14 protein-coding genes are annotated in these 15,720 nt (G+C 69.5%); 7 read left to right on the top strand and 7 right to left on the bottom strand.

Annotated features, from left to right (window positions below; all coding sequences use genetic code 11):
• Positions 1-126 precede the first annotated feature (126 nt).
• Positions 127-1,707 carry a Na+/H+ antiporter gene (locus tag ACWEKS_RS15685; protein ID WP_452340712.1) on the top strand — a complete coding sequence of 527 codons (1,581 nt, stop codon included), beginning with the start codon at positions 127-129 and terminating at the stop codon, positions 1,705-1,707.
• Between the two features lie 7 nt (positions 1,708-1,714).
• On the opposite strand, the gene ACWEKS_RS15680 is transcribed toward ACWEKS_RS15685, so the two are convergent.
• From ACWEKS_RS15680 to ACWEKS_RS15670, 3 genes are all read right to left on the bottom strand, one after another.
• On the bottom strand, positions 1,715-2,311 hold the full coding sequence (locus ACWEKS_RS15680; RefSeq protein WP_452340711.1) for a YdcF family protein: 597 nt from the start codon (positions 2,309-2,311) through the stop codon (positions 1,715-1,717).
• 158 nt (positions 2,312-2,469) lie between these two features.
• The gene (gene eutC / locus ACWEKS_RS15675; RefSeq protein ID WP_452340737.1) at positions 2,470-3,309 is read right to left on the bottom strand and encodes an ethanolamine ammonia-lyase subunit EutC; all 840 of its coding nucleotides are present in this window, start codon (positions 3,307-3,309) and stop codon (positions 2,470-2,472) included.
• Between the two features lie 148 nt (positions 3,310-3,457).
• The gene (locus ACWEKS_RS15670; RefSeq protein WP_452340710.1) at positions 3,458-4,873 is read right to left on the bottom strand and encodes an ethanolamine ammonia-lyase subunit EutB; all 1,416 of its coding nucleotides are present in this window, start codon (positions 4,871-4,873) and stop codon (positions 3,458-3,460) included.
• A gap of 149 nt (positions 4,874-5,022) precedes the next feature.
• Between ACWEKS_RS15670 and ACWEKS_RS15665 the strand changes: the two genes are divergently transcribed.
• The gene (locus ACWEKS_RS15665; protein WP_452340709.1) at positions 5,023-5,901 is read left to right on the top strand and encodes a rhomboid-like protein; all 879 of its coding nucleotides are present in this window, start codon (positions 5,023-5,025) and stop codon (positions 5,899-5,901) included.
• Here ACWEKS_RS15665 and ACWEKS_RS15660 read toward each other — a convergent pair.
• The 3 genes from ACWEKS_RS15660 to ACWEKS_RS15650 form a co-directional block, all read right to left on the bottom strand.
• The gene (locus ACWEKS_RS15660) at positions 5,800-6,987 is read right to left on the bottom strand and encodes a cation:proton antiporter (RefSeq protein ID WP_452340708.1); all 1,188 of its coding nucleotides are present in this window, start codon (positions 6,985-6,987) and stop codon (positions 5,800-5,802) included. The genes ACWEKS_RS15665 and ACWEKS_RS15660 overlap by 102 nt on opposite strands.
• A 4-nt stretch (positions 6,988-6,991) precedes the next feature.
• The gene (locus tag ACWEKS_RS15655) at positions 6,992-7,474 is read right to left on the bottom strand and encodes a cation:proton antiporter regulatory subunit (protein ID WP_354836952.1); all 483 of its coding nucleotides are present in this window, start codon (positions 7,472-7,474) and stop codon (positions 6,992-6,994) included.
• 89 nt (positions 7,475-7,563) lie between these two features.
• Entirely contained in the window at positions 7,564-7,920 is a 357-nt protein-coding gene (locus tag ACWEKS_RS15650; protein ID WP_452340736.1) for a DUF952 domain-containing protein, read from the bottom strand.
• Positions 7,921-8,150: 230 nt separating this feature from the next.
• Here ACWEKS_RS15650 and ACWEKS_RS15645 point away from each other — a divergent pair, with 230 nt between their 5' ends.
• From ACWEKS_RS15645 to ACWEKS_RS15625, 5 genes are all read left to right on the top strand, one after another.
• The gene (locus tag ACWEKS_RS15645) at positions 8,151-9,977 is read left to right on the top strand and encodes an acyl-CoA dehydrogenase (protein ID WP_452340707.1); all 1,827 of its coding nucleotides are present in this window, start codon (positions 8,151-8,153) and stop codon (positions 9,975-9,977) included.
• A 475-nt stretch (positions 9,978-10,452) separates the two neighbouring features.
• Positions 10,453-10,647 (top strand): DUF7455 domain-containing protein, encoded by a 195-nt coding sequence (locus tag ACWEKS_RS15640; RefSeq protein ID WP_033087939.1) that lies wholly within the window; start codon positions 10,453-10,455, stop codon positions 10,645-10,647.
• Between the two features lie 301 nt (positions 10,648-10,948).
• Positions 10,949-12,682, top strand: coding sequence for a DEAD/DEAH box helicase (locus tag ACWEKS_RS15635; RefSeq protein WP_452340735.1), 1,734 nt, complete (start codon positions 10,949-10,951; stop codon positions 12,680-12,682).
• A gap of 1 nt (position 12,683) precedes the next feature.
• Positions 12,684-13,226: a hypothetical protein gene (locus tag ACWEKS_RS15630; protein ID WP_452340706.1), complete on the top strand. Its 543-nt coding sequence runs from the start codon at positions 12,684-12,686 to the stop codon at positions 13,224-13,226.
• A gap of 362 nt (positions 13,227-13,588) precedes the next feature.
• Positions 13,589-13,888, top strand: coding sequence for a DUF1905 domain-containing protein (locus tag ACWEKS_RS15625; protein ID WP_452340705.1), 300 nt, complete (start codon positions 13,589-13,591; stop codon positions 13,886-13,888).
• A gap of 10 nt (positions 13,889-13,898) precedes the next feature.
• On the opposite strand, the gene ACWEKS_RS15620 is transcribed toward ACWEKS_RS15625, so the two are convergent.
• Entirely contained in the window at positions 13,899-15,611 is a 1,713-nt protein-coding gene (locus tag ACWEKS_RS15620) for a DEAD/DEAH box helicase (protein WP_452340704.1), read from the bottom strand.
• Positions 15,612-15,720: the final 109 nt, after the last annotated feature.

Raw genomic sequence — 15,720 nt, 5'->3', positions numbered from 1 at the left:
CCGCACCCGCCCGGCTGTGGGCAATCTCCATTCTCAACCGGGCAGGCTGAGAATTGCCGACCCGGTTCGCTGAGAATCCGGTTCCGGTGTTCGACTTTGGGGCACTTCGGCAGCAAACTGACTGCCGTGGAACACCACCAGCTGGAGTTGATCTTCGCGGTCCTGTTCGCGACCATCCTGGCCCAGCCGCTCGGACGGCGGCTGGGCCAGGCCCCGGCGGTCCTCATGACCGCCTTCGGCGTGGTGCTGGCCCTGATTCCGCAGGTGCCGAATATCGAGATCGATCCCGAACTCATCCTGCCGCTGGTGCTGCCGCCCCTGCTGTACGCGGCCGCGCGGCGCACCTCCTGGCGGCAGTTCGCCGAGAACTGGGTGGCCATCAGCCTGCGCGCGGTGGTGCTGGTCATCGTGACCACGGCGGCCGTGGCCTGGGCCTTTCACCTCTGGTACCCGGCCGTGCCGATCGGTGCCGCGGTCGCGCTCGGCGCCCTGGTCGCGCCACCGGATCCGGTGGCGGTCTCGGCACTGGCCGGCAAGCTGGGCCTGCCCCGGCGTCTGGTCGCGGTGCTCGAGGGCGAGGGCCTGTTCAACGACGTGACCGCGATCGTCCTCTACACGGCCGCGATTCAGGCCGTGGTGACCGGTTCCTTCTCGGCCTGGGGCGCATTCCGCGATTTCCTGGTGTCGGCGCTGGTCGGGTCGGTGGTCGGGCTGCTGTTCGGCTGGGCCGGAAGCAAACTCATGCAGCGGCTCGACGAGGCCCCGTGGCGGGTGGCGCTGGGACTGCTGCTGCCGTTCGCCGCCTACGGGCTCTCGGAGTCGCGAGGCGGGTCGGCGGTGCTGGCGGTGCTGGTCTGCTCGATGTATCTCACCGAAGCCGCAACCGATTTCAGCGACAGCGACTACCGGCTGGTCGGCGACTCCTTCTGGGAGATCACCGAAATGCTGGTCACCGGTTTCGCTTTCGGCCTGATCGGGCTAGAGCTGAGCACGGTGCTGCGCGACGCCGGACCCAACTGGCCGCGCTTCATCGGCGGGGCGGTGGTGATCATCGCGGTGGTGGTGGGGTTGCGGCTGATCTGGCTGCTGACCACGACCGTGATCTTCCGATCCTGGTGGCGCACCCGCGACAAGGACGAGCCCCACACCTGGCGCGAGACCATGGTGACCTGGTGGGCGGGCATGCGCGGGGTCGCCACGGTGGCGCTGGCACTGGCCGTGCCGTTCACCACCGACAGCGGACAACCGTTCCCGGGCCGCACCGAAATCCTGTTCACCGCCATCGCGGTCGTGCTGTTCACGCTGCTGCTACAGGGTCCGACCCTGCCCGCCGTGGTGCGGGCGACCGGCGTGCACGCCGACACCGGCACCGAGCGCGCCTTCGAACGCCAGCTCTGGACCCGGGTACTGGAGGCCGAACTGGCCCGGCTCAAGGAGATCTCGGAGACCGAGCACCTGCCCGAGGAGGTCTACGACCGGCTGCGCACGGGATTCGAACGCCGTCTGGCCCAGGCGGATCCGGAGGCCGCCGAGGACGATCCCCGGACCCACACCGATCGCACGGTGGCCTTCACCACCAAGATGCGGTCCATCACCAATGAGGTGCTGGAGGCGGGCCGGGCCGAGGCGCTGGCCGCGCGCCGCGAACCGGGAGTCCCGCCCGATGTGGTGGACCGCGTCATGCGGCGGCTGGATCTGCGCCGGTGACCGACCGCTACCCGGTCCGGCCCAGCTGCACCAGGACGGCGACGAATTCCCGCAGGAAGGATTTTCGGGTCAGCAGCCGGGAGGTACGCGCGCCGGTGACCTGAGCACGCAGCCCCAGCCGCCGGACCAGCCCGGCCGTCCGCAACACGTGAAAGTCACTGGTGACCACGGTTATTCGCACCTGCTCCGGATCGATGCCGCGCCCGCGTAACTCCCGGACGGTGAACCGCAGGTTCTCCTCGGTATTGCGGGACCGGTTCTCACGCAGGATGAGGTCGCCCGAAATGCCCTGCGCCACAAGATAATCAGCCATCGCCTCGGCCTCGGCCACGGTTTCGCGCCCGCTCTGCCCGCCCGACACCACCAGCAGCGGCGTACGCCCCCGGCGGCGTTCCTCCCCCACCACCTCGAGCGTCCGGTTCAGCCGTCTGGCAAGCATCGGCGCAACCCGATCGTGGCGCAGCCGGCAACCGAGCACGACCACCACGTCCGCGCCGGGCCGCGGGGACAGCCGCGCACGACCGACCGTATAGCCGGTGAACCCGAGGAACGGCACCAGCACCGCGGTTCCCGCCAGCGCCGGCACCACTCGCCATCGTCGCATCCCGCCTGTACCTCCTGCTCCGCGCCGCGTCGGCACTGTTCGAGCGGCCTGCCACAAGCCCGGGTGAACAGTACTTCCCGCGCCGGCGGCGAGGCCGGGCGGCAGCGGATTCGCGCAGAACGCGAAGGCGTCACCGAGTGGTGCCCACCACCGCCGGTCTACCAGCCGGCCCCACTGTCCGCCGGCTCGACGGGCCGTGGCGCTTCCACCGAGAGCGTGTCCGCATCGATGAGCGTACGGTCGGCCGACGTGTCCTTCAGATCGACCCCCGACCGGCCGAGCCGCCGGGCACCATCGACCAACCCCGTGACGACCTGAGCCGCACGTGCGTACGAGAGCCCTTCGGGCGGATGAATATTCGAGATGCAGTTCCGCTCGGAATCGGATCGTCCGGGTCGCGGGCAATGGGTGAGATAGATCCCGAGACTGTCGGCGACCGACAGCCCGGGCCGCTCCCCGATCAACACCAGCACCGTCCGCACACCGAGCGCCGCACCGATGTGATCCCCCAGCGCCACCCGGGCCTGCGTGGCGATCACCGGCGGAGCGAGCGTGTATCGCCCCTCGAACGCCGCGAGCAACGCCGCGAGCATCAGAACCCCGTGATCGGCCAGCGCCCTCGACGAAAGCCCGTCCGCCAGAACGAAACCCACGTCCGCCCCACTGTGCGGCACCGCCGGGTCATCGGTTTCGGGCAGCCGTCCGAGATCCGGACGCCGCAGGTACTCCGAGCGATCGCTCGCCCTGCTGCGCACCTGCACCGGCTCGCCGAGCCCGAGACCCCTCACCTCGGCGGCCAGGGCCGCGCTATCGAGCGGACTGTGCACGGCATCCCGGGCCGCGGCATGGGCCGCCCGGAACTCGAGCACCTCTGCGGTGGACAGCGCGTCCCCGGTACGCCCGAGCCCGATCCGCGCCTGCGTACTGCGCCGCAGTCCGTCCCAGAACGCTTGCGCGGCAATGTCCTCGGTGCGGCGGATCGGGCGCACGGGTTCGATCGGGCTCACTGGTCTCCCTCCGGGTACGGGCCGGCGTTGTCGGCGATTCCGATCGACGGCACCGGACGAGCCTCGGCGATTCGAGTTCCACTTCTGTTCGCGCAGAATCGTTTTCGTGCAGGAGTAACCCGCGAGGTGGCGCCGATGATCACGCCGCCCCCTTGGCGGCCAGTGCACGCAGCGGGGAGGACAGGGGCTCGACGGGGAGAACGCGGCCGGTCGAGTCCATCATGCCGAGACCGTCGAGCCAGGCGGCGAATTCGGGGGCGGGGCGGAGATCGAGGATCTGGCGGGCATAGAGGGCGTCGTGGTAGGCGAGGCTCTGGTAGCCGAGCATGACGTCGTCGGCGCCGGGGACCGCGATGACGAAGGGGCAGCCCGCGGCGGCCAGCAGGGTGAGCAGGGTGTCCATGTCGTCCTGGTCGGCTTCGGCGTGATTGGTGTAGCAGACGTCGACGCCCATCGGGAGGCCGAGGAGCTTGCCGCAGAAGTGGTCCTCGAGGCCGGCGCGGATGATCTGCTTGCCGTCGTAGAGGTATTCGGGACCGATGAAACCGACCACCGTATTGATCAGGAACGGGTCCAGGTCGCGGGCGATGGCGTAGGCGCGGGCCTCGAGGGTCTGCTGGTCGACCGGCTTACCGCCGGCGCCCAGGTGCGCGCCCGCCGAGAGCGCCGAGCCCTGACCGGTTTCCAGGTACATGACGTTGTCGCCCACGGTCCCGCGACGCAGCGACCGGCCCGCCTCGTTGGCCTCGCGCAGCAGCGAGATGGTCACGCCGAAGCCGGAATTCGCGCCCTGGGTGCCCGCGATGGACTGGAATACCAGATCCACCGGCGCCCCCGCCTCGATGAGCCCGAGCGTGGTGGTGACATGCGAGAGCACACACGATTGCGTCGGGATCTCGAAGCGCTGCCGCACCTCGTCGAGCAGGTACAGCAGATCCGCCGTGGCCTGCGGCGAATCGGTGGCCGGATTGATGCCGATCACCGCGTCCCCGCACCCCAGCAGCAGCCCGTCCAGCACCGCCGCGGCGATTCCGCGCGGATCATCGGTCGGATGGTTGGGCTGCAATCGGGTGGCGAGCGTGCCCGGCACCCCGATGCTGGTCCGGAACCCGGAGCGCACCTCGGCCGCCCGCGCGACCGCGATCAGGTCCTGATTGCGCATGAGTTTGCTGACGGCCGCGGCCATCTCCGGCGTGAGCCCGGGTGCGACGGCCCGCAGGGTGGCCGCGGCATCGGGCCGGGCGGCGACCGCGAGCAGCCAGTCCCGCAGCCCGCCCACCGTCAGATGCGAAATCGCCTGGAACGCACCGCGATCGTGCCCGTCGATGATCAACCGCGTGACCTCGTCGGTCTCGTACGGCACCACCGGTTCCTCCAGGAAGACGCCCAGCGACACCTCGGCCAGCGCCCACTGCGCCGCCGCCCGCTCGGCGTCGGAGTGCGCCGCGCACCCCGCCAGTTCGTCCCCGCTGCGCCGCGGTGTGGCCTTGGCCAGCAGTTCGACCAGCCCGTCGAAGGTGTAGGTGCTGCCGCCCAGGCGCTGATGGAAGATCACCCTCCCGATGGTCCGGGCCCATATTGCCGGTCGGTAACCACCGCTTTCCCCCGGCATTACTGCGCGTTACGCGTGCCGGACTACCGCAGGACCGGCCTCCTCTCCCGCGATGTGGAGGTCGGCCGATGGCCCCGGGCTACCATGGCGCCATGGCAGGCATCTATCAGCCGCCCTGGCTGCGCACCGTCGATCTCGGCGAGCGGTTCCGCACCCTCGGTGTCTGGTGGCGGCAGCCGCACCGGTTGCGGCGCGCGGTCCGCGCCTATCGGAATCTGCTGGCGGTCACCCCGGCATGCATCGCCTACGCCTTCACCCTTTTCATCACCTGGTGGACGCTGCGCGGCGCCAGCGACATCGTGGGCCGGCGGCTGATCTTCTCCGCCTCCACGAATCTGCGCAATATGCAGAGGGATCCGATCCAGGTGCTGGTGGCCTCGGCCTTCTGGACCGACGGCGGCTTCCCCTGGGGCGACATTCTCATCCTCATCACCCTGATGGCGCTCGCCGAACGCTGGCTGGGGTCGCTGCGCTGGATCCTGGTGGTGGCCACCGGTCATGTCGGCGCCACCCTGATCACGGTGCTCGGCATCGCCCACAAGCTCGACAAGCAGCTGATCCCGACCCGGGTGGCGTTCGCCTCGGATGTCGGCCCCAGCTACGGCATCTCGGCCATGATGGCCGCGCTGACCTTCCGGCTGCGCGGCCCGGCCCGCTGGCTGTGGGCGCTGGCCATGGTGGTCTGGTACGCCTACGGCGTCTGGCACGGCCGCACCTTCACCGACTACGGCCATTTCTTCGCGCTGCTCATCGGTTTCACGGTGGGCGCGATCGCGGTGGCGCTCTCCCACCGCCTGGTCGCGGTGCAAGCGCGCAGGGCCGCGGCGAAGCCGGCCCGGGCGGCCACGAATCCGGCCGCGGCCGGTGATTCAGCCGGGGACGGGATCGACGCGGCCGCGCCCACGCTGGGCGAACCGGACGACCGGCTCGACGAGGCGCGCCGCGATCGGGCCGAGCACGGCCATCATTAGCACGTAGGCCGAGGCCAGCGCAGCCAGCCGCCTGCTCACGCCGCCCAGCGAAACCGCGAGGCCGGCGATGACGATGGAGAATTCGCCGTGCGCCACCAGCGCCGCACCCGCGCGCGCCCGGCCCATCCTGCGGATGCCCTGCCGCGACGCCGCCCACCAACCGGTGCCGAGCTTGGTCAGCGTGGTCACGAAGGCCAGCAGGATCGCCCAGCCCAGCACCGGCGGGATCGCCCGGGGATCGGTGTTGAGCCCGAAGGCCACGAAGAAGAGGGCCGCGAACAGATCCCGCAGCGGTTCGAGGAGTTTCGCCGCCTCCTGCGCGGTGGACCCGGAGATGGCGATGCCGAGCAGGAACGCGCCCACCGCCGCCGACACGTTCAGCGTCGAGGCCGCGCCCGACACCAGCAGCGCCGCGCCGAGCAGTTTGAGCAGGAACACTTCCCGATCGTTGCTGTCCACGATGGCCGATACGTAGCGGCCGTAGCGCAGCGCCACGATGAGCACCACGGTGATCGCCACCAGCGCGATGGCCAGCGAGCGCAGCCCGTTGGCGAAGCTCAGCCCGGCCAGCATCATGGTGAGGATCGGCAGGTACACCGCCATGGCCAGATCCTCGAACACCAGGATGGACAGCACCACCGGCGTCTCGCGGTTACCGAGGCGGCCCAGGTCGTTGAGCACCTTGGCGACGATGCCGGACGACGAGATGTAGGTGACGCCGCCCATGGTGACCGCGCCGACCGCGCCCCAGTCCAGGATCAGCGCCACCACCACGCCCGGCGTGGCATTGACGACGATGTCGACCAGACCGGCCAGCCAGGAGCGGCGCAGTCCGGTCACCAATTCGGCTGCGGTGTACTCCAATCCGAGCAGTAGGAGCAGCAGCACCACGCCGATCTCGCCGGCCGTGTGCCCGAATTCGGTGGCGGCGTGCATCTTCACGATGCCGCCCTCGCCGAAGGCCAGGCCGCCGAGCAGGTAGAGGGGAATCGGCGACATGCCGAAGCGGGCGGCCAGTCGCCCCAGCATGCCGAGCGCGAACAAGATCGCGCCGAGTTCGAACAGGGCTAGACCGGTCGAATCCACAGGGTCAGCCGTCGGCCAGAATGCGAGCGGCCGCGTCCAGCCCGTGCGGCGTGCCGACGACGACGAGCACGTCCCCGGAGTCGAGCACCTGATCTGGTCCCGGTGACGGGTGCAGTTGCCCCGCCCGCATGATGGCCACGATGGAGGCCTTGGTCCGCGTCCGCATGGCGGTCTCGCCGAGCATGCGTCCCCGGTACGGCGAATTGCCGCCGATGGTGAGCTGTCTGGTAGTGATCCCAGGTAGGTCCGAGTGTTCTTCCTTGAGCTGCTGCACCAGCTGGGGCGCGCCCAGCAGATTGGCCAGGACCGCCGCCTCGTCGGTCGTCAGGGGCACCTGGGCCAGGCACGCGTCCGGGTCGTCCCGCTGCGACACGATGAGATCGATGCCGCCGTCCCGGTGCGCCACCACCCCGATCCGCCGCCCCGATCTGACCTCGAAATCCTTCCGCACACCGATACCGGGCAGCGCTGTCACATCGACGTTCACGCAGTCCAGATTAGGACAACCCGCGCGAATACCGGGGAGCTATGTTCCGGCGCACCCCGGCGCACGAGTCGCTCGATGCGGGCGCCAGGTCACTCCGCGGTGAGCGGCGCGAACGATCCGTCGGGGCCGGGCAGGAAATCGGTGACCTCGACGACCGCGGCCAGCGGCAGCGGACCGTACAGGTGCGGGAAGGTCATGGAGTCCGGGTCGGTGGGCACGCCCGGCTCCCACTTCACCGGGGAACCGAGCCGAGCCGGATCCAGGTGCAGCAGCACGAGATCGGCGCGACCGGCGAAGAGGCGATTGGCGGGCAGGTGGGCCTGGTAGGGCGCGGAGAGGTGGATGAATCCGGCCTCGGCCAGCGAGAGGGCGCGGTATTCGCCTGCGGCGCGGGCGTTTTCCCATTCCGCCCGGGAGCAGATGTGCAGCAGGGTCGGCGGCGTCATGTCCTGTTCGGTTCCCACCCGTCCAATCTAGGTGAGTGCCTCGGGTTCAGAACGGTTCGGGCCGGGCCACGTGGACGGAGATGTCGTCAACGCCCACCCGGGCGGGGGCGAAGCGCCGACGGCGCGTTCCCGAGCCCGGACCGGCGATGCTCCCCCGCCCCATCGGACGATCCCGCGCCATCTGGTAGACCGGCAGGTACGACTCCCCGTACCCGACCGCTCGAGGAACCATGAATTCGTCCAGCATCATGTCCGCCCGCGACCTCGAGTTCCTGCTCTACGACTGGCTGCGGGTGGAGTCGCTGACGGGCCGCGACCGCTTCGCCGACCACTCCCGCGACACCTTCGACCAGGTGCTGCGGCTGTGCCAGGACCTGGCCACCACCTACTTCGCGCCGCACAATCGCGAGAACGATCTGCACGAGCCCACCTTCGACGGCGAGCGCGTGCACATCATCCCCGCGGTCGGCAAGGCGCTGCAGGCCTTCGCCGACGCCGGAATGATCGGCGCGGCAATGGATTACGAGATCGGCGGCATGCAGCTGCCACACTCGGTCTACACCGCGTGCATGTCGTGGTTCCACGCCGCCAATGTCGGCACCGCCGCCTATGTGCTGCTCACCACCGGCAATGCGAATCTGCTTGCCGCGCACGGTAGCCCGGAGCAGATCGACGCCTACGTGCGCCCGATGCTGGAGGGTCGCAGCTTCGGCACCATGGCCCTGTCGGAGCCGCAGGCCGGGTCCAGCCTGGCCGACATCACCACCCGCGCCGTGCCCGCCGCCGACGGCTCCTACCGTCTGTTCGGGCACAAGATGTGGATCTCCGGCGGCGACCACGACCTCTCGGAGAACATCGTGCACCTGGTGCTGGCCCGCATTCCGGGCGCACCGGAGGGCACCCGCGGCATCTCGCTGTTCGTGGTCCCCAAGTTCCTGCCCGACGCCGAGGGCAACCCGACCGTCCACAACGATGTCGTGCTCTCGGGCATCAACCACAAGATGGGCTGGCGCGGCACCGTCAACACCGCCCCCGTCTTCGGCGACGGCAATTTCACCCCCGGCGGGGAGCCGGGCGCGATCGGCTATCTGGTGGGCGCGCCGAATCACGGTCTGGCCCAGATGTTCACGATGATGAACGAGGCCCGCATCGGCGTCGGCCTGGCCTCCACCGCGCTGGGCTACACCGGATACCTCAAGTCCCTCGACTATGCCCGCACCCGCCCACAGGGCCGCCCGGTCAGCGCCCGCAACGGCGCGCAGGTGCCGATCATCGAGCACCCGGATGTGCGGCGCATGCTGCTGGCCCAGAAGTCCTATGCCGAAGGCGCACTCGCGCTGCAGCTGTACTGCGGCAAACTGATCGACGAACACCGCACCGCGGCAGGCGAATCCGACCGGGCACGCGCCGCCACCCTGCTGCGCATCCTCACCCCCATCGCCAAGTCCTGGCCCAGCCAGTGGTGCCTGGCCGCCAACGATCTGGCCATCCAGATCCACGGTGGCGCCGGCTACACCCGCGACTACGACGTCGAACAGCACTACCGCGACAACCGCCTCAACCCGATTCACGAAGGCACCCACGGCATTCAGAGCATGGACCTGCTCGGCCGCCAGGTCACCCTGGACAATGGCGCGGCCCTGGCCGCGCTGCTGGAGACCATGGCCGCCACCATCGCCGCCGCCCGCGCGACCGGTGACGACGAGCTCGCCGAGTACGCCGCCGCCCTGGAGGCCGCCACCGGCCGCCTGGCCGCCACCACGGCGGGCCTGTGGCGCGCGGGCAATCCCGAGGCGGCCCTTGCCAATTCGGCGGTCTATCTGGAGGCGTTCGGCCACGTGGTGCTGGCCTGGATCTGGCTCGAGCAGGCGGTCACCGCCACCGCGCTGTCCGCCCAGGACCGTCCGCACGCGGCCGAGTGGGAGACCTTCCGCCAGGGGAAGCGACTGGCCGCCCGTTACTTCTTCCGCTGGGAACTTCCGCGCACCACACCGCAATTCGACCTGCTCGACTCCGGCGACCGCACCACGCTGGAACTCGACGAGTCCTGGTTCTGAGCCCCGGGGCGCGAATTCGCCGTTCGCGCTGCGCGAACGGCTCCGTGACCCGATGCGTCACCGCGGTGCCGGCGCGCAGCCATGGGCCGAGGTCAGGCCGGTCGCGGACCGGTCTCCAATCCAGCCGCCTTGATTACGGTTTGCTGGCGTCCCAGCCACAGAGACCAATCGGAGTGTGAGTGTCGGTGTGCCCGGGTAGTCTCCGGGTAGACAACTCGATCAACGTGTTCGAACGGGAGGTTGCGAAGTCCCCACGGGCAGTCCTCAGGACCTGTTCGCTTTCAGCGAAATCGCAGGTCGTGTTACAGAAAACACACGGGAAACTGCACGGGAACAAAGTGCTCGCGCCGAACGTCTGAGAGAGTAGTCAACAACCACTGCTGGGAAGTAGCGGTAGCGAGGTTCGCGGATTGGACCGCGGGCCCCACACCAGGCGAACGGTGCGTGAGGCACCCAGAGCCAGGACGGAGGAGTCATGCCAGGAACCCTGACAAGCACCCCACTGACCGCGGTCGATCGTTGCGACCGCTGCGGGGCGGCTGCGCGCGTGCGCGCAACCCTTCCTGCCGGTGGAGAGTTGCTCTTCTGCCAGCATCACGCCAACGAGCACATGGATCGCCTTCGTGAGCTCGAGGCCGTGATCGACACGGAGTCGGCACCGGCGCTGTAACAGCTCCTCCACCTCGGAGAGACTCGATCGGGAGTCACCGTTCTCCGAGAGCCCGCTCGACAATTGAATCTTCCCAACAGAAAACCCGGCAGCGGGCGACCAGCAGGTCGCCCGCTGCTGCTGTGTACGGGACCGTTCGACGCGTAATGTGACCAGCGACACACCAATTGAGCCGTGGCCGGAGACACATGAATTCCGTTGCACGCAACGCGAGATTCATCATGTGCACACGGCGAGATCGGGCGGGTACAACGGACGGGTGCCGCAGACCTCACAAGCCACCTACCTGCAGGATCGACATATGGTCGCGCTCTGGACGTGGAACGGCCACGCCACCGGAAGCGCGCCGCGAGACCTGGGCGAGGTGGAGAACCTCGCTCTCGCCGTTCCGGGCCGGGACGGCATCGGCGTCACGGACGTGGAATGCGCTCTGGTGGAACCAGAACGGTTATGCACTCTGGCTATTGCCAATCCCGGGGAATCGATACGTCTGCTGCGCGAGGCCCTCGAGACGGAGGTCGAGGCGCGGCGGCTGCCGGTGGCCGCGCACGCCGTCCCGAATGCCACCGGGACCGCCATCGCCTCGGCGGGGCGGACCCTGCGGGCGCTGCGGGACACCGTGTTGCTCGACGCCGAACTGCGGTCCGGGCTGAAGGCCGAGCTGCGGCCCTATCAGGCGCGCGGCATCACCTGGCTGCGCGAGGCCACCGCCGCACACGGCGGCGCGGTGCTGGCCGACGAGATGGGCCTGGGCAAGACGGTGCAGGCCATCGGGTACCTGCTCGGGAAGGCCGGAGACGGGCCACAACTCACAGTGTGTCCAACATCACTCGTGGGCAACTGGACGCACGAGATCGAGCGATTCGCGCCCGGACTGCGCGCGGTGGCCTGGCGGGGCGGGCCGGCGCCGGAGGCCGAGCCGGGAACGATTGTGGTGACCGGGTATCCCACCCTGCGCGGGCACGGTGCCGCGCTGGGCGGGCAGCGGTGGGCCACCGTGATTTTCGACGAGGCGCAGGTGCTGAAGAATCCGCACACGCAGGTGGCGAAGGCGGCGCGGGCGATTCCGGCCGAGGCGCGGATCGCGCTGACCGGTACGCCGGTGGAGAATCACCTCGACGAGCTGTGGGCGCTGCTGAATCTGATCGCGCCGCAGGAGTTCACGCACCGGGCGCAGTTCCGGCGGCGGTTCGTGCGGCCGATCAGCGAGGGATCGGCGAGCGCGGTGCTGCGGCTGCGGGACGCCGTCGAGCCGATCGTGCTGGGCCGACGCAAATCCCAGGTGGCCGCCGCGCTGCCGGCCAAGATCCACTGCGATCTGGTGTGCGATCTGAGCGCGGAGCAGGAGCAGCTCTACGACCGGCTGCTCGATCGGGCCGAGGCGGCCGGGTTCGGGACCGGGGCGCAGCGGCACACGCGGGTGCTGGCGGTGCTGACCGAGCTCAAGCAGGTGTGCAACCATCCGGGGCTGATCACCGGGGAGCTGGGCGAATTGGCCGGGCGCTCCGGGAAATTCGATGTCTGCTCCGACATTCTGGCCAACAACCTCGACGTGGACGCGCCCACCCTGGTGTTCACCCAGTACCGCAAGACCGGTGAGCTGCTGGTCCGGCACTGTGCCGAGGAATTCGGGGTGCGGGTGCCGTTCTTCCACGGCGGGCTGAACCAGCAACAGCGCGGGGAGATCGTCGCGGACTTCCAATCAACGGACGGCCCACCCATATTGGTGCTCAGCCTGCGGGCAGCGGGTACCGGGCTGACGCTCACGCGGGCCGCCGACGTCATCCATTTCGACCGCTGGTGGAATCCGGCGGTCGAGGCGCAGGCGTCGGATCGCGCGCATCGCATCGGGCAGACCCGCACCGTCACCGTCACCACGCTGACCTCGGGCACCACCATCGAGGAGCACATCGCGGGCATGCACGACCGCAAGTCGGCGCTCACCGACCTCGGCGATGCGGCCGGAGTCGCGGAGCTGGCGCGACTGGACGACGAACGACTGCTGGAGCTGCTGCGCCGGAAGCGGGGGAACTGAGATGGCGGACAACGAATTCGGGTACACGGCGTGGGGCAAGGACTGGGTGCGGCTGGCGGAACCGCTCAGCCTCACCAAACCCGAGCCGCTGCTCCCCCGCGCGCGCAGCATCGTCCGCAACAACGGCGTCCGGACCGAGATCGAGGGCACCGTGGTGCGGGCGCACATTCATCGCGGGTCGGAGGCATCGGTCACGCACCTGGAGCTGACGTCGCTCCCGCGCGCCACCATCGACGCCATCGCCGCCGTGGTGCCCGCCGACACCCTCACTCTCGGCGACGAGCTGCACGCCGCGGTCATGGCCGCCGGGATCTCGGTGACGCCCATCCTCGCGAGCACCGACTGCTCCTGCCGCGCCCGCAACGCCCGCTGCCTCCACATGCTCGCCACCTGCTACGCGGTGGTCCGCCTGATCGACGAAAATCCCTGGCTCGCCTTGGATCTCCAGGGCTATCGGAGCGCTCCGCCCGCCACGGACACCCCGGTGCCGGTCCCCCGCTGGACGCCTATCGACGCGCTCGATCCGGCGGTCTACTTCGGCTGACAGCCGCTGCCACCGACGTGGATACGGTTGCGTTCGTCGCGGACACACTGCAGGCCGACCCGTCCGACCAGCGCACTCTCGCCGAGCTGGCCGCCGCGGTCGCCATCGGTCCGCGCACCCTGGCCCGCGGGTTCCTCGCCGAGACGGGAATCACCTTAGGCCAGTGGCGAACCCAGGTCCGCCCGGCCGCCTCGCTCCCACTGCTCGCTTCGGGCCTGCCGGTCGCCCCCATCGCCACCGCGTCGGCTAAGCCACCTCGAGCGCCTACATCGCCGCCTTCCACCGCGAGGTGGGCGTCTCCCCTGCCCGCTACTTCACCCGCTGACCCCGGCCTTGTCGGACCCGGCGGCTACCGTCGGCCCATGGCGATCTCCACGTACGCGTTCACCGCCGAACTCTGGGAATGGGAAGCACAGGCCTCCTGGCATTTCGTGAGTCTGCCCGAGTCGGTCGCCGACGAGATCGAGGAGCGCTTCGGGCACACCGCCGCCGGATTCGGCTCGGTGAAGGTGAAAGTCGCGGTCGGCGGCAGCCGGTGGTCGACCTCGATCTTTCCCGACGGCAAGCGCGGAACCTATGTGCTGCCGGTGAAGAAGGCTGTCCGGGTCGCCGAGGGGTTGAACGCGGGCGACCCGGTCGAGGTCGAGCTGCAGGTGGTGTAGTCCGCGCTGGTCAGATCCGACGCAGGGCCGCGATGCGCTGGGAGAGCTGGTCGGCGGTGGCGAGAGCCGTTGGAGGGCCGCCGCATTCGCGGCGCAGGTCGCCGTGGATGACGCCGTGCGGTTTACCGGTGCGGTGGTGGTGCATGGCGACCAGGCTGTTCAGTTCGCGGCGCAGCTCGGACAGGCGGTCTGCGGTGGCGGCGCGTTCGACGGCGGCCTCCACGCCGGCGCCCGAGGGGCGAGCCTCGGCGGCGGCGCTGCGTTCCTGGAGCTGACGGGACTGGCGTTCGCGCAGCAGGGCGCGCATCTGGTCGGCATCGAGCAGGCCGGGAATGCCGAGGTAGTCGGCCTCCTCGTCGCTGCCGGAGAAGGTGGCGGTGCCGAAGGAGTCACCGTCGTAGATGACCTGGTCGAGCTCGGCGTCGGCGGCCAGGGCGACGAACTTCTTCTCCTCCTCGCCCGGCTCGTCCTTCTGCCGATTGGCGTCGATGAGCAGTTCGTCCTCGAGCGCGTTCGCCTCGCGATGCGGCTTGCCGATGACATGGTCGCGCTGCAGTTCCAGCTGGGCGGCCAGATCCAGCAGCACCGGCACCGAGGGCAGGAAGACGCTCGCGGTCTCACCGGTCTTGCGGGCACGCACGAAACGGCCGATGGCCTGCGCGAAGTACAGCGGGGTCGAGGCGCTGGTGGCATACACGCCGACCGCGAGGCGCGGTACGTCGACGCCCTCGGACACCATGCGCACCGCGACCATCCACGGGTCGGTGTTCTCGCTGAACTCGCCGATGCGATCGGAGGAGTCCGGATCGTCGGACAGCACGATGGTCGGCTTGGTGCCCGAAATGTGTTCCAGCAGTTCGGCGTAGTCGCGCGCCTTCTCCTGGTCGGTGGCGATCACCAGGCCGCCCGCGTCGGGCATGCCGGTGGCGCGCAGCTGGCGCAGGCGGGTGTCGGCGGCGGTGAGCACCTTCGACATCCAGTCGCCGGCCGGATCGAGGGCGGTACGCCAGGCGCGGGCGGTCTGCTCGGCATTGAGGGGCTCGCCCAGGCGGGCCGAGTACTCCTCGCCCGCGCTGTCCCGCCAGTGCGCCTCACCGGAGTAGGCGAGGAAGACCACGGGCCTGACCACGCCGTCGGCGAGCGCCTCGGAGTAGCCGTAGGTGTGGTCGGCGCGCGACTTCTCGAAACCGGACTCGTCGGCTTCGTAGGTGATGAACGGGATCTTGGAGTCGTCGCTGCGGAACGGGGTACCGGTCAGCGCCAGCCGGCGGGTGGCGTCACCGAACGCCTCCTCGACCGCCTCACCCCAGCTCTTGGCGTCACCGGCGTGATGGATCTCGTCCATGATCACCAGCGTGCGGCGGTTCTCGGTGCGCACCCGGTGCTTGAACGGATGCGACGCGATCTGCGCGTAGGTGACCACCACGCCGTGGTAGTCCGACGAGGTGGAACCGGTCGAATTGGAGAAGTTCGAATCCAGCTGAATCCCGTTGCGCGCGGCCGACGCAGCCCACTGATGCTTGAGGTGCTCGGTGGGTGCGACCACCGTCACCTGGTCGACAGTGCGGTCGTTGAGCAACTCGGCCGCCACGCGCAGCGCGAACGTGGTCTTACCCGCGCCGGGGGTGGCGACGGCAAGGAAATCGCGTGGCTTGGTCGTCAGATACTTCGTGAGTGCCCTGCGCTGCCATGCACGTAACGAACCGCCACCACCCGAAGTCACTCGGTAGAGAGTAGCGATCGAACCCGACAGCTTTCCAATCCGACACAGCCCCGCGGAGTGCCGCACGCCACATCGCGGGTCCGGTCCCATTCGAAGCGCTGGTAGGCGA

The sequence above is a fragment of the Nocardia sp. NPDC004711 genome (genome assembly GCF_053601595.1).
This window is presented reverse-complemented; position numbering and strand designations above follow the sequence as displayed.